The sequence below is a fragment of the Actinocorallia populi genome (assembly GCF_002995495.1).
In the GTDB taxonomy this organism is placed as follows: domain Bacteria; phylum Actinomycetota; class Actinomycetes; order Streptosporangiales; family Streptosporangiaceae; genus Actinocorallia; species Actinocorallia populi.
On the sequence record NZ_PVZV01000006.1, the window covers coordinates 297,629 to 310,906 of the forward strand.

A 13,278-nucleotide genomic window follows, 5' to 3' on the forward strand; every position below is an offset into this window, starting at 1 on the left:
GACTCCGGGCCTCGCCGGTCTCTCAGGGAGTGTTCTCCCGCTGCCAGGTCCGGCCGTCGTAGCGCTGGACCTGGTAGGTGCGGATGAGCCTGCCGTCGGGGCCGCCGTTCAGGGACAGGTCCGGCAGCAGGGCCGGGTTGGGCGCCCCTCGCAGGGAGTCCCAGCTCTCGAGGAAGCCCTCGGCGGTGAGATCGGGTGCCTCCCTCAGGGCTTCGACGACGGCCGCCGCGGCACCGTAGCCGTTGAGGGCCAGGAGCTTGTCGCGGTCGACGGAGTGGCCGTACTCGTCCATGTCGGCGGTGAACTGCCGGACCATCGGGTCGTCGGCCCAGCGGGGGTCGGCGGGGTCCTTGGCCCACTGGGTGGTGTAGACGCCTTCGGCGGCGGGGCCCGCGGGCTTCAGCGTCGTGGTGTACTCGCTCTGCGCGCTGTAGAGCATGACCTTCGGGTGGTAGCCGATCTGCGCCATCAGCCGCAGCACCGCGCTCTGCGCCGCGCCTCCGACCGACAGGAACAGCACGTCCACGCCCGCGGCGCGCAGCTCGTTCACCTGGGGGCCCAGATCGACGACGTTGGGCGCCACCTTGATGGTCTTGGCCAGGGTCAGGCCCGCCGACTCCAGGCCGGCGGCCTGGCTGGGCGTCAGGTCGTTGTTCAGGCCCAGCAGCCCGGCCTTCGCCCCGGGGAACTCGGACTTCAGGAAGGACCCGGCGATCCGGCCCTCCTGCGCGATGTCCGGCCACCACGCGCGGGCGTAGGGGAAGGCCCGCACGTCGCTGAACGGGCTCTGGCCCGCCAGCGCCACCATCGGGACCTTGCGGGAGGCCAGATAGGGCCGGATGGAGATCGCCGGGCCGCCGAAGGCCATGACCAGCGTCGCCCCGTCCTGCTCGGCCAGGCGGCGCATGTTGGCGGTCAGCCGCGAGGTGTCGTAGGCGTCGTCCAGCAGTTGGAACCTGATCTTGCGGCCCCTGACGCCGCCCTCGGCGTTGACCCGGGAGAAGTAGGCCTGGGCCCCGGCTCCCACGACGCCCGTGACGGCGAGCGGGCCGGAGAGCGCGAAGCTGCCTCCGATCACGATGTCGCCGCGACCCGTGCCCTCCTGGGCGTTCCACCGCAGCGTGCAGCCGCTGACGGCCAGGGTGAGCGCGGACAGGAGCGCCGTCGCGCGCAGGAGCGGCCTTCTGACGCGTTCGGTGACTCTCATGCCGTCTTCTCCCGGGTACGGCGCGCGCCCAGGCGTGCGAGGCCCGCGCGAACGAAGGTGACCACCCCGCGCGGGGCGAAGTAGAGGACCAGCAGCAGTACGGCGGCGTACGCCACCTGCGCCCACTGGCCCGAGGAGCCCCCGCCCATGTTGTCGCTCATGAGCTGCGGCAGGTAGGTGACGAACGCGCCGCCGACGATGGCCCCGGCCCAGGATCGGGTGCCTCCGACGACGCTCGCGGCCAGCAGCGTCAGGGAGAAGGCCAGGGTGAAGGTGTCGGGGGTGACCAGGGTGAGGGCCAGCGCGTTCAGCGCCCCCGCCAGGCCCGCGACGCCCGCGCTCAACGCGAACACGGTGAGCGTCAGCCGCCGGGTCTCGACGCCGTTCGAGACGGCCATCAGGGAGCTGGTGCGCAGTGCCTCGAGCGAGCGGCCGAACCTGCCGCGGGTCAGGTTGCGCAGCCCCAGCACGGCGACCCCGCACACGGCCAGGACGACCAGGTAGGCGAACTGCGCGTCCGCCAGCCCCGTCCAGCCGGGAGCCGACAGCGGCGGGGCGCCGAGCGCGTACCCGACCGCCCCTCCCGTCAGGCTCTCGAAGCGGGTCACCACCAGCGGGAACAGCGCGGCCACCGCGATCGTGATGAGGCCCAGGCCCAGGCCGTCCACGCGCAGGGCGGGCAGGCCCAGCAGCGCGCCGGCGCCCAGGCACAGGACGAGGGCGCCCAGCAGTGCCACCGGCCAGGGCATGCCGCCCTCGCCCACCAGCAGGACGCCGGTGTAGGCGCCGAGCCCGAACAGCGCGCCGTGCCCGGCGCTGACCTGCCCGGCGTAACCGCTGAGTAGGTTGAGGGAGGCGACCGCGAGCGCGACGGACCACACGCGCGAGAGCTGGAGCAGGTCGTAGTCGCTGAAGAGGAAGGGCACCGCCAGTGCCCAGACGACGGCGGCGATCCACGGCCAGGGCAGGCTCCGCCGGGAAGCCGTGGTCGGGGCGCTCATGCGCGCACCGTCGCAGCCCGGCCGAACAGGCCCTGGGGACGCAGCAGCAGCACCGCGAAGATCACCGCGAACGGGACGACGAGCTGCAGGTCGCCGCCCAGTCCCGGCACGTACCGGCTCGCCAGGCTGCCCGCCACGCCGATGATCAGACCGCCGACGACGGCGCCGCCGCGGCTCGTCATGCCGCCGAGCGTGGCCGCGGCCAGGGCCAGCAGCAGGGGCCCGGCCATCATCTCGGGGGACAGGCCGGCGATCGGCGCGGCGGCCGTCCCGGCCACCGCGCCGACCGCGCCGGCCAGCGCCCAGCCCAGGGCGAGCATGCGCCCGGTGCGCACGCCGAGCAGGCGGGCGGAGTCGGGGTTGGTCGCCACCGCGCGCAGCTTCAGCCCGACCGGGGTGAAGCGGAACAGCGCGGCGATCACCCCCATGGTCACCAGGACCAGCACCGCGGCGCCGACCTGCTGGCTGGTCAGCCGGATCTCGCCGACGCCCACCGACGAGGCGCCGAACGGCGACGCGAACGTCTTGGGATCGGTGTCCCAGACCAGCGCGATCAGCGCGTTGAGGCCGAGCAGCATCGCGGCTCCCGCCGCCAGCAGCACCATGGGTCCTGCTCCTTCCACCGGTCTGACCAGGACGCGTTCGACGGCCGCGCCCAGCGCCGCCGACAGCAGCACCGCCGCGGGGAACGCGAGCCAGAACGACATCCCGGCCTCGACCAGGCTCCACGCGCCGAACGCCGAGAGGGTCGCGAGCTCGCCCTGGGCGAGGTTGAGCATTCCGGTGCCCTGGAACACCACGCCGAGGGCGAGCGCCAGGCCTGCGTAGACGACGCCGGCCGCGAGGCCGGCCAGGATCTGCTGGATGAACTCGGTCATCGGCTCGCCTCCTCGGCGTCCGTGTCGGTCCGGGGGGCGGTCCCCGGATCCCGGGGGGCCGGTTCGGCCGATCCTCGCTTCGCTGCGGTCGTCCGAACCGGGGTCGTTCCGAGGTAGGCCGCGCGCAGCTCCGCCTCGTCCGAGAGCTCGGAGGCCGCGCAGGAGCGCGCCACCCCGCCGCGCGCCAGCACGACGGCGCGGTCGGCGACACGCAGGGACAGGCGGGCGTTCTGCTCGGCGAGCAGGACGGCCGTCGACCAGGAGGCGCGGATACCGGCCAGCGCCTCGAACAGCTCGGCTGTGGTGCGCGGCGCCAGGCCCAGCGACGGCTCGTCGACGAGCAGGACCCGCGGCCTGGCCAGCAGGGCCCGGCCCAGGGCGAGCATCTGCTGCTGGCCTCCCGACAGGGCGCCGGCCGGCCGGCGCCGCATCTCCTTCAGGACGGGGAACATCTCGTGCACCCGTTCGAGATCGCTTTCGGCCTCCCCGCGCAGGGACCCGGGGCGGCCCATCGAACCGAGGCGGAGGTTCTCCTCGACGGTGAGCTCACCGAAGGTGCCGCGCCCCTGCGGGACGTGCCCGATCCCCGCACGGGCCGCGCCGATCGTGTCGAGCCGGGTCAGGTCCGCGCCGTCCAGCGTCAACGTCCCGCCGGTGGACACGACGCGGGACACCGCCCGCAGCAGGGTCGTCTTCCCGGCGCCGTTGGCGCCCAGGAGGGCGACCATCTCGCCTTCACGGACGTCGAGGGAGACGTCGTGGAGCACCTGCACCGAGCCGTACCGCGCGGTGAGGCCGTCCACCCGGAGGAGCGGTTCGGACGTCATCGGCCGACCTCCTCGATCTCGGTTCCCAGGTAGGCGGCGATGACGCGCGGGTCCTCGGCGATCTCCTCGGGAGTCCCCGTGGCCAGCAGCTTGCCGGCGTCCAGGACGATGACGTGCCGGGCCACCGACATGACCAGCTCCATGTCGTGCTCGACCAGCAGAGCCGTCGTCGTCCCCTCTCCTGCGCCGTCGCAGACGGCCATGGCCGTCTCCAGCAGTTCGCGCGCCTCGTCGGCGTCCAGCCCTGCCGCGGGCTCGTCCAGGAGCAGCAGCCGGGGCCGGGCCATGACGGCACGCGCCACCTCGACCCTGCGCCGGTCGCCGTGCGGCAGCGAACCGGGGACGGTCCCCGCCAGGTGCGCGATGCCGAACGCGTCCAGCAGCCGGGACGCCTCGTTGCGCAGACGCCGCTCCTCGGAGCGGAAGAGGCCGCCGGCTACCAGGGTCGCCAGGACACCGGACCTGGTCCGGGTGTGCCCGCCGAGCATTACGTTGTCCAGGACGGGAAGTTCGTCCAGCAGCACGGGGGTCTGGAACGTCCGGGCGATGCCCCGCGCGGCGCGGGCGTGCGGGCCGAGCCCGGTGACGTCCTCACCATCCAGCAGGACGCCGCCTTCGTGGCGGTACAACCCGCTGACGCAGTTGAACAAAGTGGTCTTGCCCGCGCCGTTGGGCCCGATGAGGGCGCTGACGCCGCCGGAGGGGACGCCGAAGCCCACCTCGTCCAGGGCGCGCACGCCCTGGAAGGAGACGCCGACGTCCCGGACCTCCAGCGCGTGGCGCGAGAAGGACGGATCGGGTGGTCTGCTGCCGGAGTCGGTAGCAGGTTTCACGGAGCTCTCCTCCTCAGGAACGGGGGATGGGACGATCCGGCCCGGGTGCCAGAGCACGGGCCGGCAAGAAGGGAACCGAGGCTCGCGAGGGTTGCTCGGGACGGTTGCGAAGACCGTCTCTCGGGCGGACTTAAGCCGCCTGGCCTGGGACAACGCTAGGGTGTGAGGGCGCTCACACGGAAATAAGATCTCGTGATGTCCGGAATTCGTGGATCCCATGACGGGTCGCGGAGGCGTCGGCGCGGGCGCTCAGCCGGTGAGTAGGCTCCGCAGCCAGCGGTGTCCGGGGTCGGACTCCGCCAGCGGGTGCCAGAAGGCCTCCTCCTGGAGCGCGGCGGTCGGGACGGGCAGCTCGACCGATCGGATGCGGGCGGAACGGGCGGCCTTCTCGGCGAAGCGCCGGGGGAGCAGGCCGATCCGTCCGGTGTGCTCGACCAGCAGCGGCACCTCGAAGAACGACTCGACGGAGACGCGGATCGCGAGCGTGATGCCGAGGACCTCCAGCTGGCGCTTGATGTGGGATCCGGCGTTGCTCGGGTCGTCGAAGAGGCCGACCATGGGGAGCCGGCCCAGATCCTCCAGCGTGAGCCGGTCGCCGGCCGGGCCGCGGTCCCGGTCGACGACGCCGACCCAATCGTCGGCGGCCAGGGGGAGGGAGGGGAATCCGGGCAGCCACGCCTTGGGCACGACGAGCAGGTCGACGCGGCGGAGCAGGACCTCGGGGTCGTGCAGGTGCTCGCCCCGCACGGCTCCCAGCTGGAGGCGGATCCCGGGTGCGACCTCCTCGAGCCGCCGCAGCGGGGCGGCCAGGAGCGAGAGGGCGTAGTCAGACCCCCGGACGCTGAAACGCCGGATGCTGGTGGCGGGATCGAACTCCTGGACGACGTCGTAGGTGCGCTCGGCCAGGGAGAGCGTCGCCGAGACCATGTCCAGCAGGCTCGCGGCCAGCGGCGTCAGCTCCATCGCCTGGCCCCTGCGCACGAGCAGCTCGTCGCCGAACTGCCGCCGCAGCCGGGCGAGAGCGTTGCTCGCAGCCGGCTGGGTGATCCCCAGGCGCTCCCCGGCGCGGGTGACGTTGCGCTCCTCCAGCAGCGCGCGCAGGGCGACCAGGAGGTTCAGGTCGTAGCGTGCGAGGTCCATCCGGGCTCCTGCCATCGGCGTGTGCGCGGCGCGCATGCCGTCCGGGACGACGGTTCTTTCGCGTGGTTCGAACTTAGGGCATCCCGCCCCCGGCGCCGAAACCAGCGGACCGGGGGCGAGACGCCTCCCCGCGGACCGGCCGCCCGCAGGGGAGTCCGGTCTCCGGGCAGAGATCGGGGACCGGACTCGTGGACGGCCGGACTACGCCGGGCTGCCGGCGGCCGCGGCGCCGGGGGCCGGACGGGACGGTTCGGCCCGGCCGAGGCGGAAACCGGTGACGACCAGGGCGCCGAGGACCAGGACGGCCGCGACGAGGAGGAGCAGTCGTCCGGGGGTCCAGCCCGCGTCCAGGAGCACGCCCGCGACCGTCGGCGCGAGGATCGCGCCGACGCGGCCGATGCCGATGCCCCAGCCGACGCCGGTGGCGCGGACGGAGGGGCCGTAGACGGCCGGGGTGAGGGCGTACAGGCCGGCGACGCAGCCGTTGACGAAGACGCCGATCATCGCGCCCAGCGCGAGGACCAGCCCGAAGACGGGGGAGGCGGGGACGAACAGGGTGAGGAGGACGGCGGTGGCGAGCAGGTAGCCGGTGAGGATGTTCTTCAGAGCGAAGCGGGCGGCCAGGACGCCGAGCAGCGCAGTGCCGAAGATGCCGCCGAGGTTGAGCAGGACGCCGCCGGTGATGCCCTGGTTCGCCGACATGCCCGCCTCGACCAGCAGCTTGGGCGTCCAGCTGGTGACGAAGTAGAACCCGAACATCACCAGGAAGAAGCCCGCCCAGGTCAGCAGGGTGTTGCGGCGCAGGTCCGGTGAGAGGATCTGCCTGATCCCGGCCCTGGGGGCCCGTGCGCCGCCGTCCGGAGCGGGCGGCAGCTCGGTGAGCGCCGGCTGCCTCATCCCGGCGAGGAGCCCGTTGACCTGGCCGAGGGTCCGGTCGGAACGCCGGGACAGCAGGAAGTCCAGGGACTCGGGCAGCCGCCAGAGCACCACGGGGATCAGCAGCGCGGTGGCGACGGCGCCGAAGGCGAACACCGACCGCCAGCTGCCGGAGTCCTGCAGGAAGGCCGCGATGACGCCGCCGGCGGTGGCGCCTATGGCGTAGCCGGTGGAGTTGAGGCTGACGGCCAGCCCGCGCCAGCGGCGGTTGGCGTACTCGGCGGAGATCACATTGCTGCTGGCCAGGACGCCGCCGATGCCGATGCCGGTGAGGACCCGCAGCGCGCCCAGCTGCGCGGCGCTCTGGGCGAGCGCCGACAGGCCCATGCCCGAGGAGGACAGGACCAGGCCGACGAGAATCATCGTGCGGCGGCCGAGGCGGTCGGCGAGGGGCGCCAGGAAGATCGAGCCGAGGGCCATGCCGACGAGCCCCGCGCTCAGCAGCAGCCCGAGCCGGGAGCCCGACAGCCCCCACTCGTCGGAGACCTCGGCGGACGTGAAGGCCATGACCAGCACGTCGAATCCGTCGAGGACGTTGAGCAGGACGCACACGGCGATCGCGGTCCACTGGAACGGCGTCATGGGCCCGTCGTCGATACGGTCGCGCAGACCGGGAGAACTCATCGAGTCCGCCTCCTTCGGGGGGGTGGGATCGCTCGAGCATGAGCTGGATCACATCGGCGGGCCAGGGGTAATTCATTCAATGGATAAGCTCAGCGCCGGTGGCCCTTGTAGTGGAAAGGACGGGATCGTGGCGAGATCGCCCAGCGGGGAGTCGGTCCTCACCCGGGTCGTGCGGATCTTCGCCGCGTTCGGTCACGACTCGCCCGTGCTCACGGTGAGCGAGATCAGCCGCCGCGCGGCGCTGCCGCAGGCGACCACGGCCCGCCTGGTCAAGGAGCTGGTCGAGCACGGCCTGCTCGCCCGCGACGAGCAGCGCAGGGTGCGGATAGGCAACCGCATGTGGGAACTGGCCGAGCGCGCCTCGCCGCTGCGGGGCCTGCGCGAGGTCGCCCTGCAGTACATGGGCGACCTCCACTCGATCGTCGGGCACTCCACCCAGCTGGGCGTGCTGGACGGGACCGAGGCGCTCTTCGTGGAGCGGCTGACCGCCCCCGAGGCGGTGGTCAACGTCACGCGCGTGGGCGGGCGGCTGCCCCTGCACGCCTCGTCGGCGGGCCTGGTCCTGCTGACCCACGCCCCGGCCGAGCTGCGCGAGCGGATCCTGCGGGGGCCGCTGCCCGGCTTCACCCCGAACACGATCACCGATCCGAGGGCGCTGCGCGCGGAGCTCGCGGAGGTCCGCCGCCGGGGGTTCGCCTTCTGCCCCGGCCACATCCACCCCGACGCCACGGGCCTGGCCGTTCCCGTTCGCGCCCACGGCCGGGTGGTGGCGGCGCTCGGCCTGGTGGTGCCCAACGACGACACGGCCTGGCCGTTGAACAGGCACCTCCAGCTCACCGGCCTGGCGTTGAGCAGAGCCCTGAGCGGCTGAGGGGAATGTGATCCGGGTAACGGATTCTTCCCCATTCAATGAGAAGCCGCTGGCCGCCGGGCCGAGGCCGGGCCGATCCTCGAGGTCCACCCCCTGTGACGCGAGGAGCATCCATGGCGATGACACCCATGGCGGAGCCGCCGGACCCGGTAGGGACGGCCCCGCGATCCACGGCGCTGAACCTGCGGGTGACGGCCAAGACCCGGGTGGCCGAGGGCGTCGTGGCACTGACCCTGGCCCGCCCCGACGGCGGCAGGCTCCCCGACTGGACGCCGGGCGCGCACGTGGACCTGGTGCTGCCCGGCGGTCTGACCCGGCAGTACTCGCTCTGCGGCGACCGCTGGGACGCCTCCACCTACCGGATCGGGGTGCTGCGCGAGCCAGGCGGCCGCGGCGGCTCGGCGTTCGTCCACGACGAGCTGGCCGTCGGCGACCTCGTGGGGATCGGCGGCCCGCGCAACAACTTCCGGCTGGTGCCCGCGGAGCGCTACCTCTTCATCGCGGGCGGCATCGGGATCACCCCGCTGCTGCCCATGATCGTCCAGGCGGAGCTGACGGGAATCCCCTGGAAGCTGCTGTACGGCGGCCGGACGCGCTCGTCGATGGCCTTCCAGGACGAGTTGAGCACCCACGGCGACAAGGTCTCCTTCGTTCCGCACGACGAACACGGACCGCTGGACCTGGCCGCCTGGCTGAACGACGTCCCGGACGGAACCAGGGTCTACTGCTGCGGCCCCGCCGGGCTTCTCGACGCGGTGGAGCGGCACTGCGCCGACCTGCCGGCCGGACGGCTGCGCCTCGAGCGCTTCGTCGCGGCGGACCGGCCCGCCGGCGCCCGCGACGACGCCTTCGAGGTCGAGCTGCGCCGCTCCGGCAGGACGCTCGCCGTCGACCGCGACCAGTCCCTGCTCCAGGCCCTGGGGGAGGCCGGCGTCAACGTGCTGTCCTCCTGCCACCAGGGACTGTGCGGGACCTGCGAGACGACCGTCCTGGACGGCGTTCCCGACCACCGCGACGCGCTGCTGGACGACGCCGAGCGCGCGGCGGGCGACTGCATCTTCGTGTGCGTTTCCCGCTCCCTCAGCGACCGCCTCGTCCTGGACCTGTGACCCCCGGAGGACCACCGATGACCCTCACCGCACCCCCGCACGTCCCGGAACTGGCCGCCGACCCGTTCGCCTCCGGCGTGCTCGAGAACCCCCTCCCGCTGCAGGCCGAACTGCGCGACGCGGGCCCCGTGGTGTACCTGAGCCACTACGACGTCTACGGTCTGGCCCGCTACGAGGAGGTCCACGCCGCGCTGACCGACTGGCAGTCCTTCCAGTCCGGCGCCGGAGTCGGGCTGTCCAACTTCCGCCACGAGAAGCCGTGGCGCCCGCCGAGCCTGCTGCTGGAGGCCGACCCTCCCGCCCACGACGCCCCGCGCGCCGTCCTGTCGAAGATCCTGAGCCCCCGCGCGCTGCGCTCCCTGCGCGAGGCCTGGTTCGCCGACGCCGAGAAGCTGGTCGACGAGGTGCTGGCCGAGACGTCCTTCGACGCCGTCACCGCGCTCACCCAGGCGTTCCCGCTGCGGGTCTTCCCCGACGCGGTCGGGCTGCGCAAGGAGGGGAGGGAGAACCTCCTCCCCTACGGCGACCACGCCTTCAACGCCTTCGGCCCGCAGAACGGGCTGGTGGCCAAGGGCGCGCCGCGGGTGGCCGAGCTGTCGGGCTGGGTCAACGCCCAGTGCGCCCGCGACCGGCTTTCCCCCGGCGGCTTCGGCGCCCGGATCTGGGAGGCCTCCGACCGGGGGGACATCACCCCGGAGCAGGCCCCGCTCGTCGTCCGCTCGCTGCTGACCGCCGGGGTGGACACCACCATCCACGCCCTCGGCGCGGTGCTCCACGCCTTCGCCGCCCATCCCGAGCAGTGGAGCCGCCTCCGCGAGGAGCCCGGCCTGGCCCGCGTCGCCTTCGACGAGGCGGTCCGCTGGGAGTCGCCCGTGCAGACCTTCTTCCGGACCGCCACGCGGGACGTCGACGTCGCCGGGACCGTGATCCCCGAGGGCAGGAAGATCCTCATGTTCCTCGGCGCGGCCAACCGCGACCCGCGCCGCTGGGCGGACCCCGACGCCTTCGACCTGTCGCGCGACCCGTCCGCCCACGTCGGCTTCGGCATGGGCCTCCACCAGTGCGTGGGCCAGCACGTCGCCCGCCTCGAAGCGGAGGCGCTGCTGACCGCGCTGGCCGCGCGGGTGGAGCGCATCGAGCCCGCCGGGACGCCCCGGCGCCACCTCAACAACACCCTGCGCGCCTGGGCGTCGCTGCCCGTGCGCGTCCATCCGGCCTGAACGGGCCTTTCGTCACCAGCCCGCGTGCGGCCGAGCACGCGGGCCCGATCAGCGAGGAAGAACAACACATGCAGAAGGTGCGCGGCGTGGTCGCCAAGGCCAAGGGGCAGCCGGTCTCGATCGAGACGATCGTCATCCCCGCCCCTGGCCCGGGTGAGGCCGTCGTCCGGATCCAGGCGTGCGGGGTGTGCCACACCGACCTGCACTACCGCGAGGGCGGCATCAACGACGAGTTCCCGTTCCTGCTCGGCCACGAGGCCGCCGGGACCGTGGAGTCCGTCGGCGAGGGCGTCACCGAGGTCGCGCCGGGCGACTTCGTGGTGCTGAACTGGCGTGCTGTCTGCGGGCAGTGCCGGGCGTGCCTGCGGGGGCGGCCGCAGTACTGCTTCGACACCCACAACGCCAGGCAGAAGATGACCCTGGAGGACGGCACCGAGCTGTCGCCCGCGCTGGGCATCGGCGCGTTCGCGGAGAAGACCCTGGTGGCGGCCGGGCAGTGCACCAAGGTGGATCCGGCGGCCAAGCCGGAGGTCGCCGGGCTGCTGGGCTGCGGCGTGATGGCGGGGATCGGCGCCGCCATCAACACCGGCGGCGTGACGCGGGGCGACTCGGTGGCCGTCATCGGCTGCGGCGGTGTCGGCGGGGCCTCGATCATGGGCGCCCGGCTGGCCGGGGCGGCGAAGATCATCGCCGTCGACATCGACACCCGCAAGCTGGAGAAGGCTCGTGAGCTGGGCGCGACCCACATCGTCAACTCCAGGGAAGTCGACGCGGTGGAGGCGATTCGCGAGTTGACCGGCGGGTTCGGCGCGGACGTCGTGGTTGAGGCCGTGGGCCGTCCCGAGACGTACGAGCAGGCGTTCTACGCCCGTGACCTGGCCGGGACCGTCGTCCTGGTCGGGGTGCCGACCCCGGAGATGAGGCTGGAGCTGCCGCTGCTGGAGGTCTTCGGCCGCGGCGGGGCGCTGAAGTCCTCCTGGTACGGCGACTGCCTGCCCTCGCGGGACTTCCCCATGCTCATCGACCTGTACCTGCAGGGCCGCCTCGACCTCGGGGCGTTCGTCACCGAGACCATCGGCATCGACGGCATCGAGGCCGCGTTCGCCAAGATGCACCACGGCGACGTGCTGCGCTCGGTGGTGATCCTGTGACCGCCGCCATCAGCCACCTGGTCACCTCCGGCACCTTCTCCCTGGACGGCGGCACCTGGGACGTCGACAACAACGTCTGGATCATCGGCGACGCCCGCGAGGCCATCGTCATCGACGCCGCCCACGACGCCGGGGCCATCGCCGCCGCCGTCGGGGACCGCAGGCTGCTGGCGATCGTCTCCACGCACGGCCACGACGACCACATCGACGCCGCACCCGTCCTCGCCGACGCCACGGGTGCGCCGATCCTGCTGCACCCGGACGACCTGATGCTCTGGAAGCAGCGGCACCCCGACCGCGAACCGGACGGCCACCTGTCCGACGGGCAGGTCATCGCCGTCGGCGGCATCGAGCTGACCGTCCTGCACACCCCGGGCCACAGCCCCGGCGCGGTCTGCCTTCACGCGCCCGCCCTGGGCACGGTCTTCTCCGGGGACACCCTCTTCCAGGGCGGTCCGGGCGCGACGGGACGCTCGTTCTCGGACTTCCCGACCATCATCGGCTCGATCAGGGACCGCCTCCTGACGCTCCCTCCCGAGACGGTCGTCCGCACCGGTCACGGAGAGAGCACCACCATCGGAGCCGAGGCACCCCACCTGCCGGAGTGGATCGCCCGCGGCCGCTGACCGCGACCCCTCCCCCGGCTCCCGGTGCCGGGGGAGGGGCGGCTCAGCCGTGCAGGAGCACGGCGCTCAGGTTGAACGCCGCGATCACGATGATGAGGCCGGTGAGCGCCCGCGTCGCGCGGGCGTGCGCGGTCAGGACGCTGGCGACCGGTCTGCCGCGCCCGCGCCGGTATCCGCGGGAGGCGGCGAGCCAGATCAGCGCCGCGGCCGCGATGGTCGTGCCGCCGAACACGACCGCGAGCGTCCCCAACGCGGAGGTCGCACGGGCGAGCAGCGTCCCGTTGACCGCGATCAGCAGGGCTGTGCGCTGCCAGGCCAGTGCTGTGCGTTCCAGTTGTGCGCCGGGGTCCGCCAGGCGTTCGGCCGGTGTCACAGCAGGACCATCAGTACGGCCACGGCGGAGGCCGCGGCGACGGAGATGGCGAGGATCGGTGTCAGCCAGGTGCGGGGCAGTGGTTGTCCGCGTCGCATGGCTCGCTGGTTGAGCGACCACCTTCGGTATCCGGCCAGGACGATCACGAGCCCGAGGACCGCCAGCGCCACGGCCGCGGCCCTGCGCAGCCCGGAAGTCGCCACGTCGGGCAGTAGTTGGACGATGGCCAGTGCTCCGGCGTCCAGTGCCAGGGCCGTGCGCACGTATGCCAGGAAGGTCCGTTCGTTGGCCAGCGAGAACCGGTAGTCCGGCTCCTCTTCCTCGCACACCCGCCCCGGATCGTTCATCCGCCCCGCCCCCCGAGTGAGATCATCGGACGGGACCATCCTCCCCGGGCACGGCGACGGCACCCGCTCCGGGGCGAGGGATGTGAAAGACCAGGATCCAGACGCTCCAGGCGACCCGTTTTGCTTCCAAGCCCG

At 73.0% G+C, this 13,278-nt stretch carries 14 protein-coding genes; 5 read left to right on the plus strand and 9 right to left on the minus strand.

Features of this window, described 5'->3' with window-relative positions; all coding sequences use genetic code 11:
• Positions 1 to 22: 22 nt before the first annotated feature.
• The 7 genes from C2865_RS24735 to C2865_RS24765 form a co-directional block, all read right to left on the minus strand.
• Entirely contained in the window at positions 23 to 1,207 is a 1,185-nt protein-coding gene (locus C2865_RS24735) for an ABC transporter substrate-binding protein (protein ID WP_106400947.1), read from the minus strand.
• Positions 1,204 to 2,208, minus strand: coding sequence for a branched-chain amino acid ABC transporter permease (locus tag C2865_RS24740; protein WP_106400948.1), 1,005 nt, complete (start codon positions 2,206 to 2,208; stop codon positions 1,204 to 1,206). The genes C2865_RS24735 and C2865_RS24740 overlap by 4 nt, the downstream gene beginning before the upstream one ends.
• On the minus strand, positions 2,205 to 3,086 hold the full coding sequence (locus tag C2865_RS24745) for a branched-chain amino acid ABC transporter permease (RefSeq protein ID WP_106400949.1): 882 nt from the start codon (positions 3,084 to 3,086) through the stop codon (positions 2,205 to 2,207). Before C2865_RS24745 ends, C2865_RS24740 begins: the two co-directional genes overlap by 4 nt.
• Positions 3,083 to 3,913, minus strand: coding sequence for an ABC transporter ATP-binding protein (locus C2865_RS24750; protein ID WP_106400950.1), 831 nt, complete (start codon positions 3,911 to 3,913; stop codon positions 3,083 to 3,085). The genes C2865_RS24745 and C2865_RS24750 overlap by 4 nt, the downstream gene beginning before the upstream one ends.
• Complete coding sequence (locus C2865_RS24755) at positions 3,910 to 4,746, minus strand: ABC transporter ATP-binding protein (RefSeq protein WP_232835800.1); 837 nt, start codon at positions 4,744 to 4,746, stop codon at positions 3,910 to 3,912. The genes C2865_RS24750 and C2865_RS24755 overlap by 4 nt, the downstream gene beginning before the upstream one ends.
• Before the next feature lie 249 nt (positions 4,747 to 4,995).
• Complete coding sequence (locus C2865_RS24760; protein WP_198653570.1) at positions 4,996 to 5,886, minus strand: LysR family transcriptional regulator; 891 nt, start codon at positions 5,884 to 5,886, stop codon at positions 4,996 to 4,998.
• Between the two features lie 201 nt (positions 5,887 to 6,087).
• Positions 6,088 to 7,446, minus strand: a complete 1,359-nt coding sequence (locus C2865_RS24765; RefSeq protein ID WP_106400953.1) for an MFS transporter — start codon at positions 7,444 to 7,446, stop codon at positions 6,088 to 6,090.
• Between the two features lie 127 nt (positions 7,447 to 7,573).
• Between C2865_RS24765 and C2865_RS24770 the strand changes: the two genes are divergently transcribed.
• The 5 genes from C2865_RS24770 to C2865_RS24790 all read left to right on the plus strand — a co-directional run bounded on the left by C2865_RS24770 (position 7,574) and on the right by C2865_RS24790 (position 12,423).
• Entirely contained in the window at positions 7,574 to 8,317 is a 744-nt protein-coding gene (locus C2865_RS24770; RefSeq protein WP_106400954.1) for an IclR family transcriptional regulator, read from the plus strand.
• A gap of 113 nt (positions 8,318 to 8,430) precedes the next feature.
• A complete protein-coding gene (locus tag C2865_RS24775) occupies positions 8,431 to 9,426 on the plus strand; it encodes a PDR/VanB family oxidoreductase (RefSeq protein ID WP_198653571.1) in 996 nt (331 codons plus the stop codon).
• 17 nt (positions 9,427 to 9,443) lie between these two features.
• Positions 9,444 to 10,646, plus strand: a complete 1,203-nt coding sequence (locus tag C2865_RS24780) for a cytochrome P450 (RefSeq protein WP_106400956.1) — start codon at positions 9,444 to 9,446, stop codon at positions 10,644 to 10,646.
• Positions 10,647 to 10,714: 68 nt separating this feature from the next.
• Positions 10,715 to 11,797: an S-(hydroxymethyl)mycothiol dehydrogenase gene (locus C2865_RS24785; RefSeq protein WP_106400957.1), complete on the plus strand. Its 1,083-nt coding sequence runs from the start codon at positions 10,715 to 10,717 to the stop codon at positions 11,795 to 11,797.
• Positions 11,794 to 12,423, plus strand: coding sequence for an MBL fold metallo-hydrolase (locus C2865_RS24790; RefSeq protein ID WP_106400958.1), 630 nt, complete (start codon positions 11,794 to 11,796; stop codon positions 12,421 to 12,423). Before C2865_RS24785 ends, C2865_RS24790 begins: the two co-directional genes overlap by 4 nt.
• Before the next feature lie 43 nt (positions 12,424 to 12,466).
• On the opposite strand, the gene C2865_RS24795 is transcribed toward C2865_RS24790, so the two are convergent.
• On the minus strand, positions 12,467 to 12,796 hold the full coding sequence (locus tag C2865_RS24795; RefSeq protein ID WP_157963906.1) for a DUF202 domain-containing protein: 330 nt from the start codon (positions 12,794 to 12,796) through the stop codon (positions 12,467 to 12,469).
• A complete protein-coding gene (locus C2865_RS24800; RefSeq protein ID WP_106400959.1) occupies positions 12,793 to 13,143 on the minus strand; it encodes a YidH family protein in 351 nt (116 codons plus the stop codon). Before C2865_RS24800 ends, C2865_RS24795 begins: the two co-directional genes overlap by 4 nt.
• Positions 13,144 to 13,278 lie beyond the last annotated feature (135 nt).

Excerpts from the sequence above, each read along its gene's own strand:
- C2865_RS24735 (WP_106400947.1), bottom strand. The coding sequence starts at position 1,207 with ATGAGAGTCACCGAACGCGTCAGAAGGCCGCTCCTGCGCGCGACGGCG.
- C2865_RS24740 (WP_106400948.1), bottom strand. The coding sequence starts at position 2,208 with ATGAGCGCCCCGACCACGGCTTCCCGGCGGAGCCTGCCCTGGCCGTGG.
- C2865_RS24745 (WP_106400949.1), bottom strand. The coding sequence starts at position 3,086 with ATGACCGAGTTCATCCAGCAGATCCTGGCCGGCCTCGCGGCCGGCGTC.
- C2865_RS24750 (WP_106400950.1), bottom strand. The coding sequence starts at position 3,913 with ATGACGTCCGAACCGCTCCTCCGGGTGGACGGCCTCACCGCGCGGTAC.
- C2865_RS24760 (WP_198653570.1), bottom strand. The coding sequence starts at position 5,886 with ATGGACCTCGCACGCTACGACCTGAACCTCCTGGTCGCCCTGCGCGCG.
- C2865_RS24765 (WP_106400953.1), bottom strand. The coding sequence starts at position 7,446 with ATGAGTTCTCCCGGTCTGCGCGACCGTATCGACGACGGGCCCATGACG.
- C2865_RS24775 (WP_198653571.1), top strand. The coding sequence starts at position 8,431 with ATGGCGATGACACCCATGGCGGAGCCGCCGGACCCGGTAGGGACGGCC.
- C2865_RS24780 (WP_106400956.1), top strand. The coding sequence starts at position 9,444 with ATGACCCTCACCGCACCCCCGCACGTCCCGGAACTGGCCGCCGACCCG.
- C2865_RS24785 (WP_106400957.1), top strand. The coding sequence starts at position 10,715 with ATGCAGAAGGTGCGCGGCGTGGTCGCCAAGGCCAAGGGGCAGCCGGTC.
- C2865_RS24800 (WP_106400959.1), bottom strand. The coding sequence starts at position 13,143 with ATGAACGATCCGGGGCGGGTGTGCGAGGAAGAGGAGCCGGACTACCGG.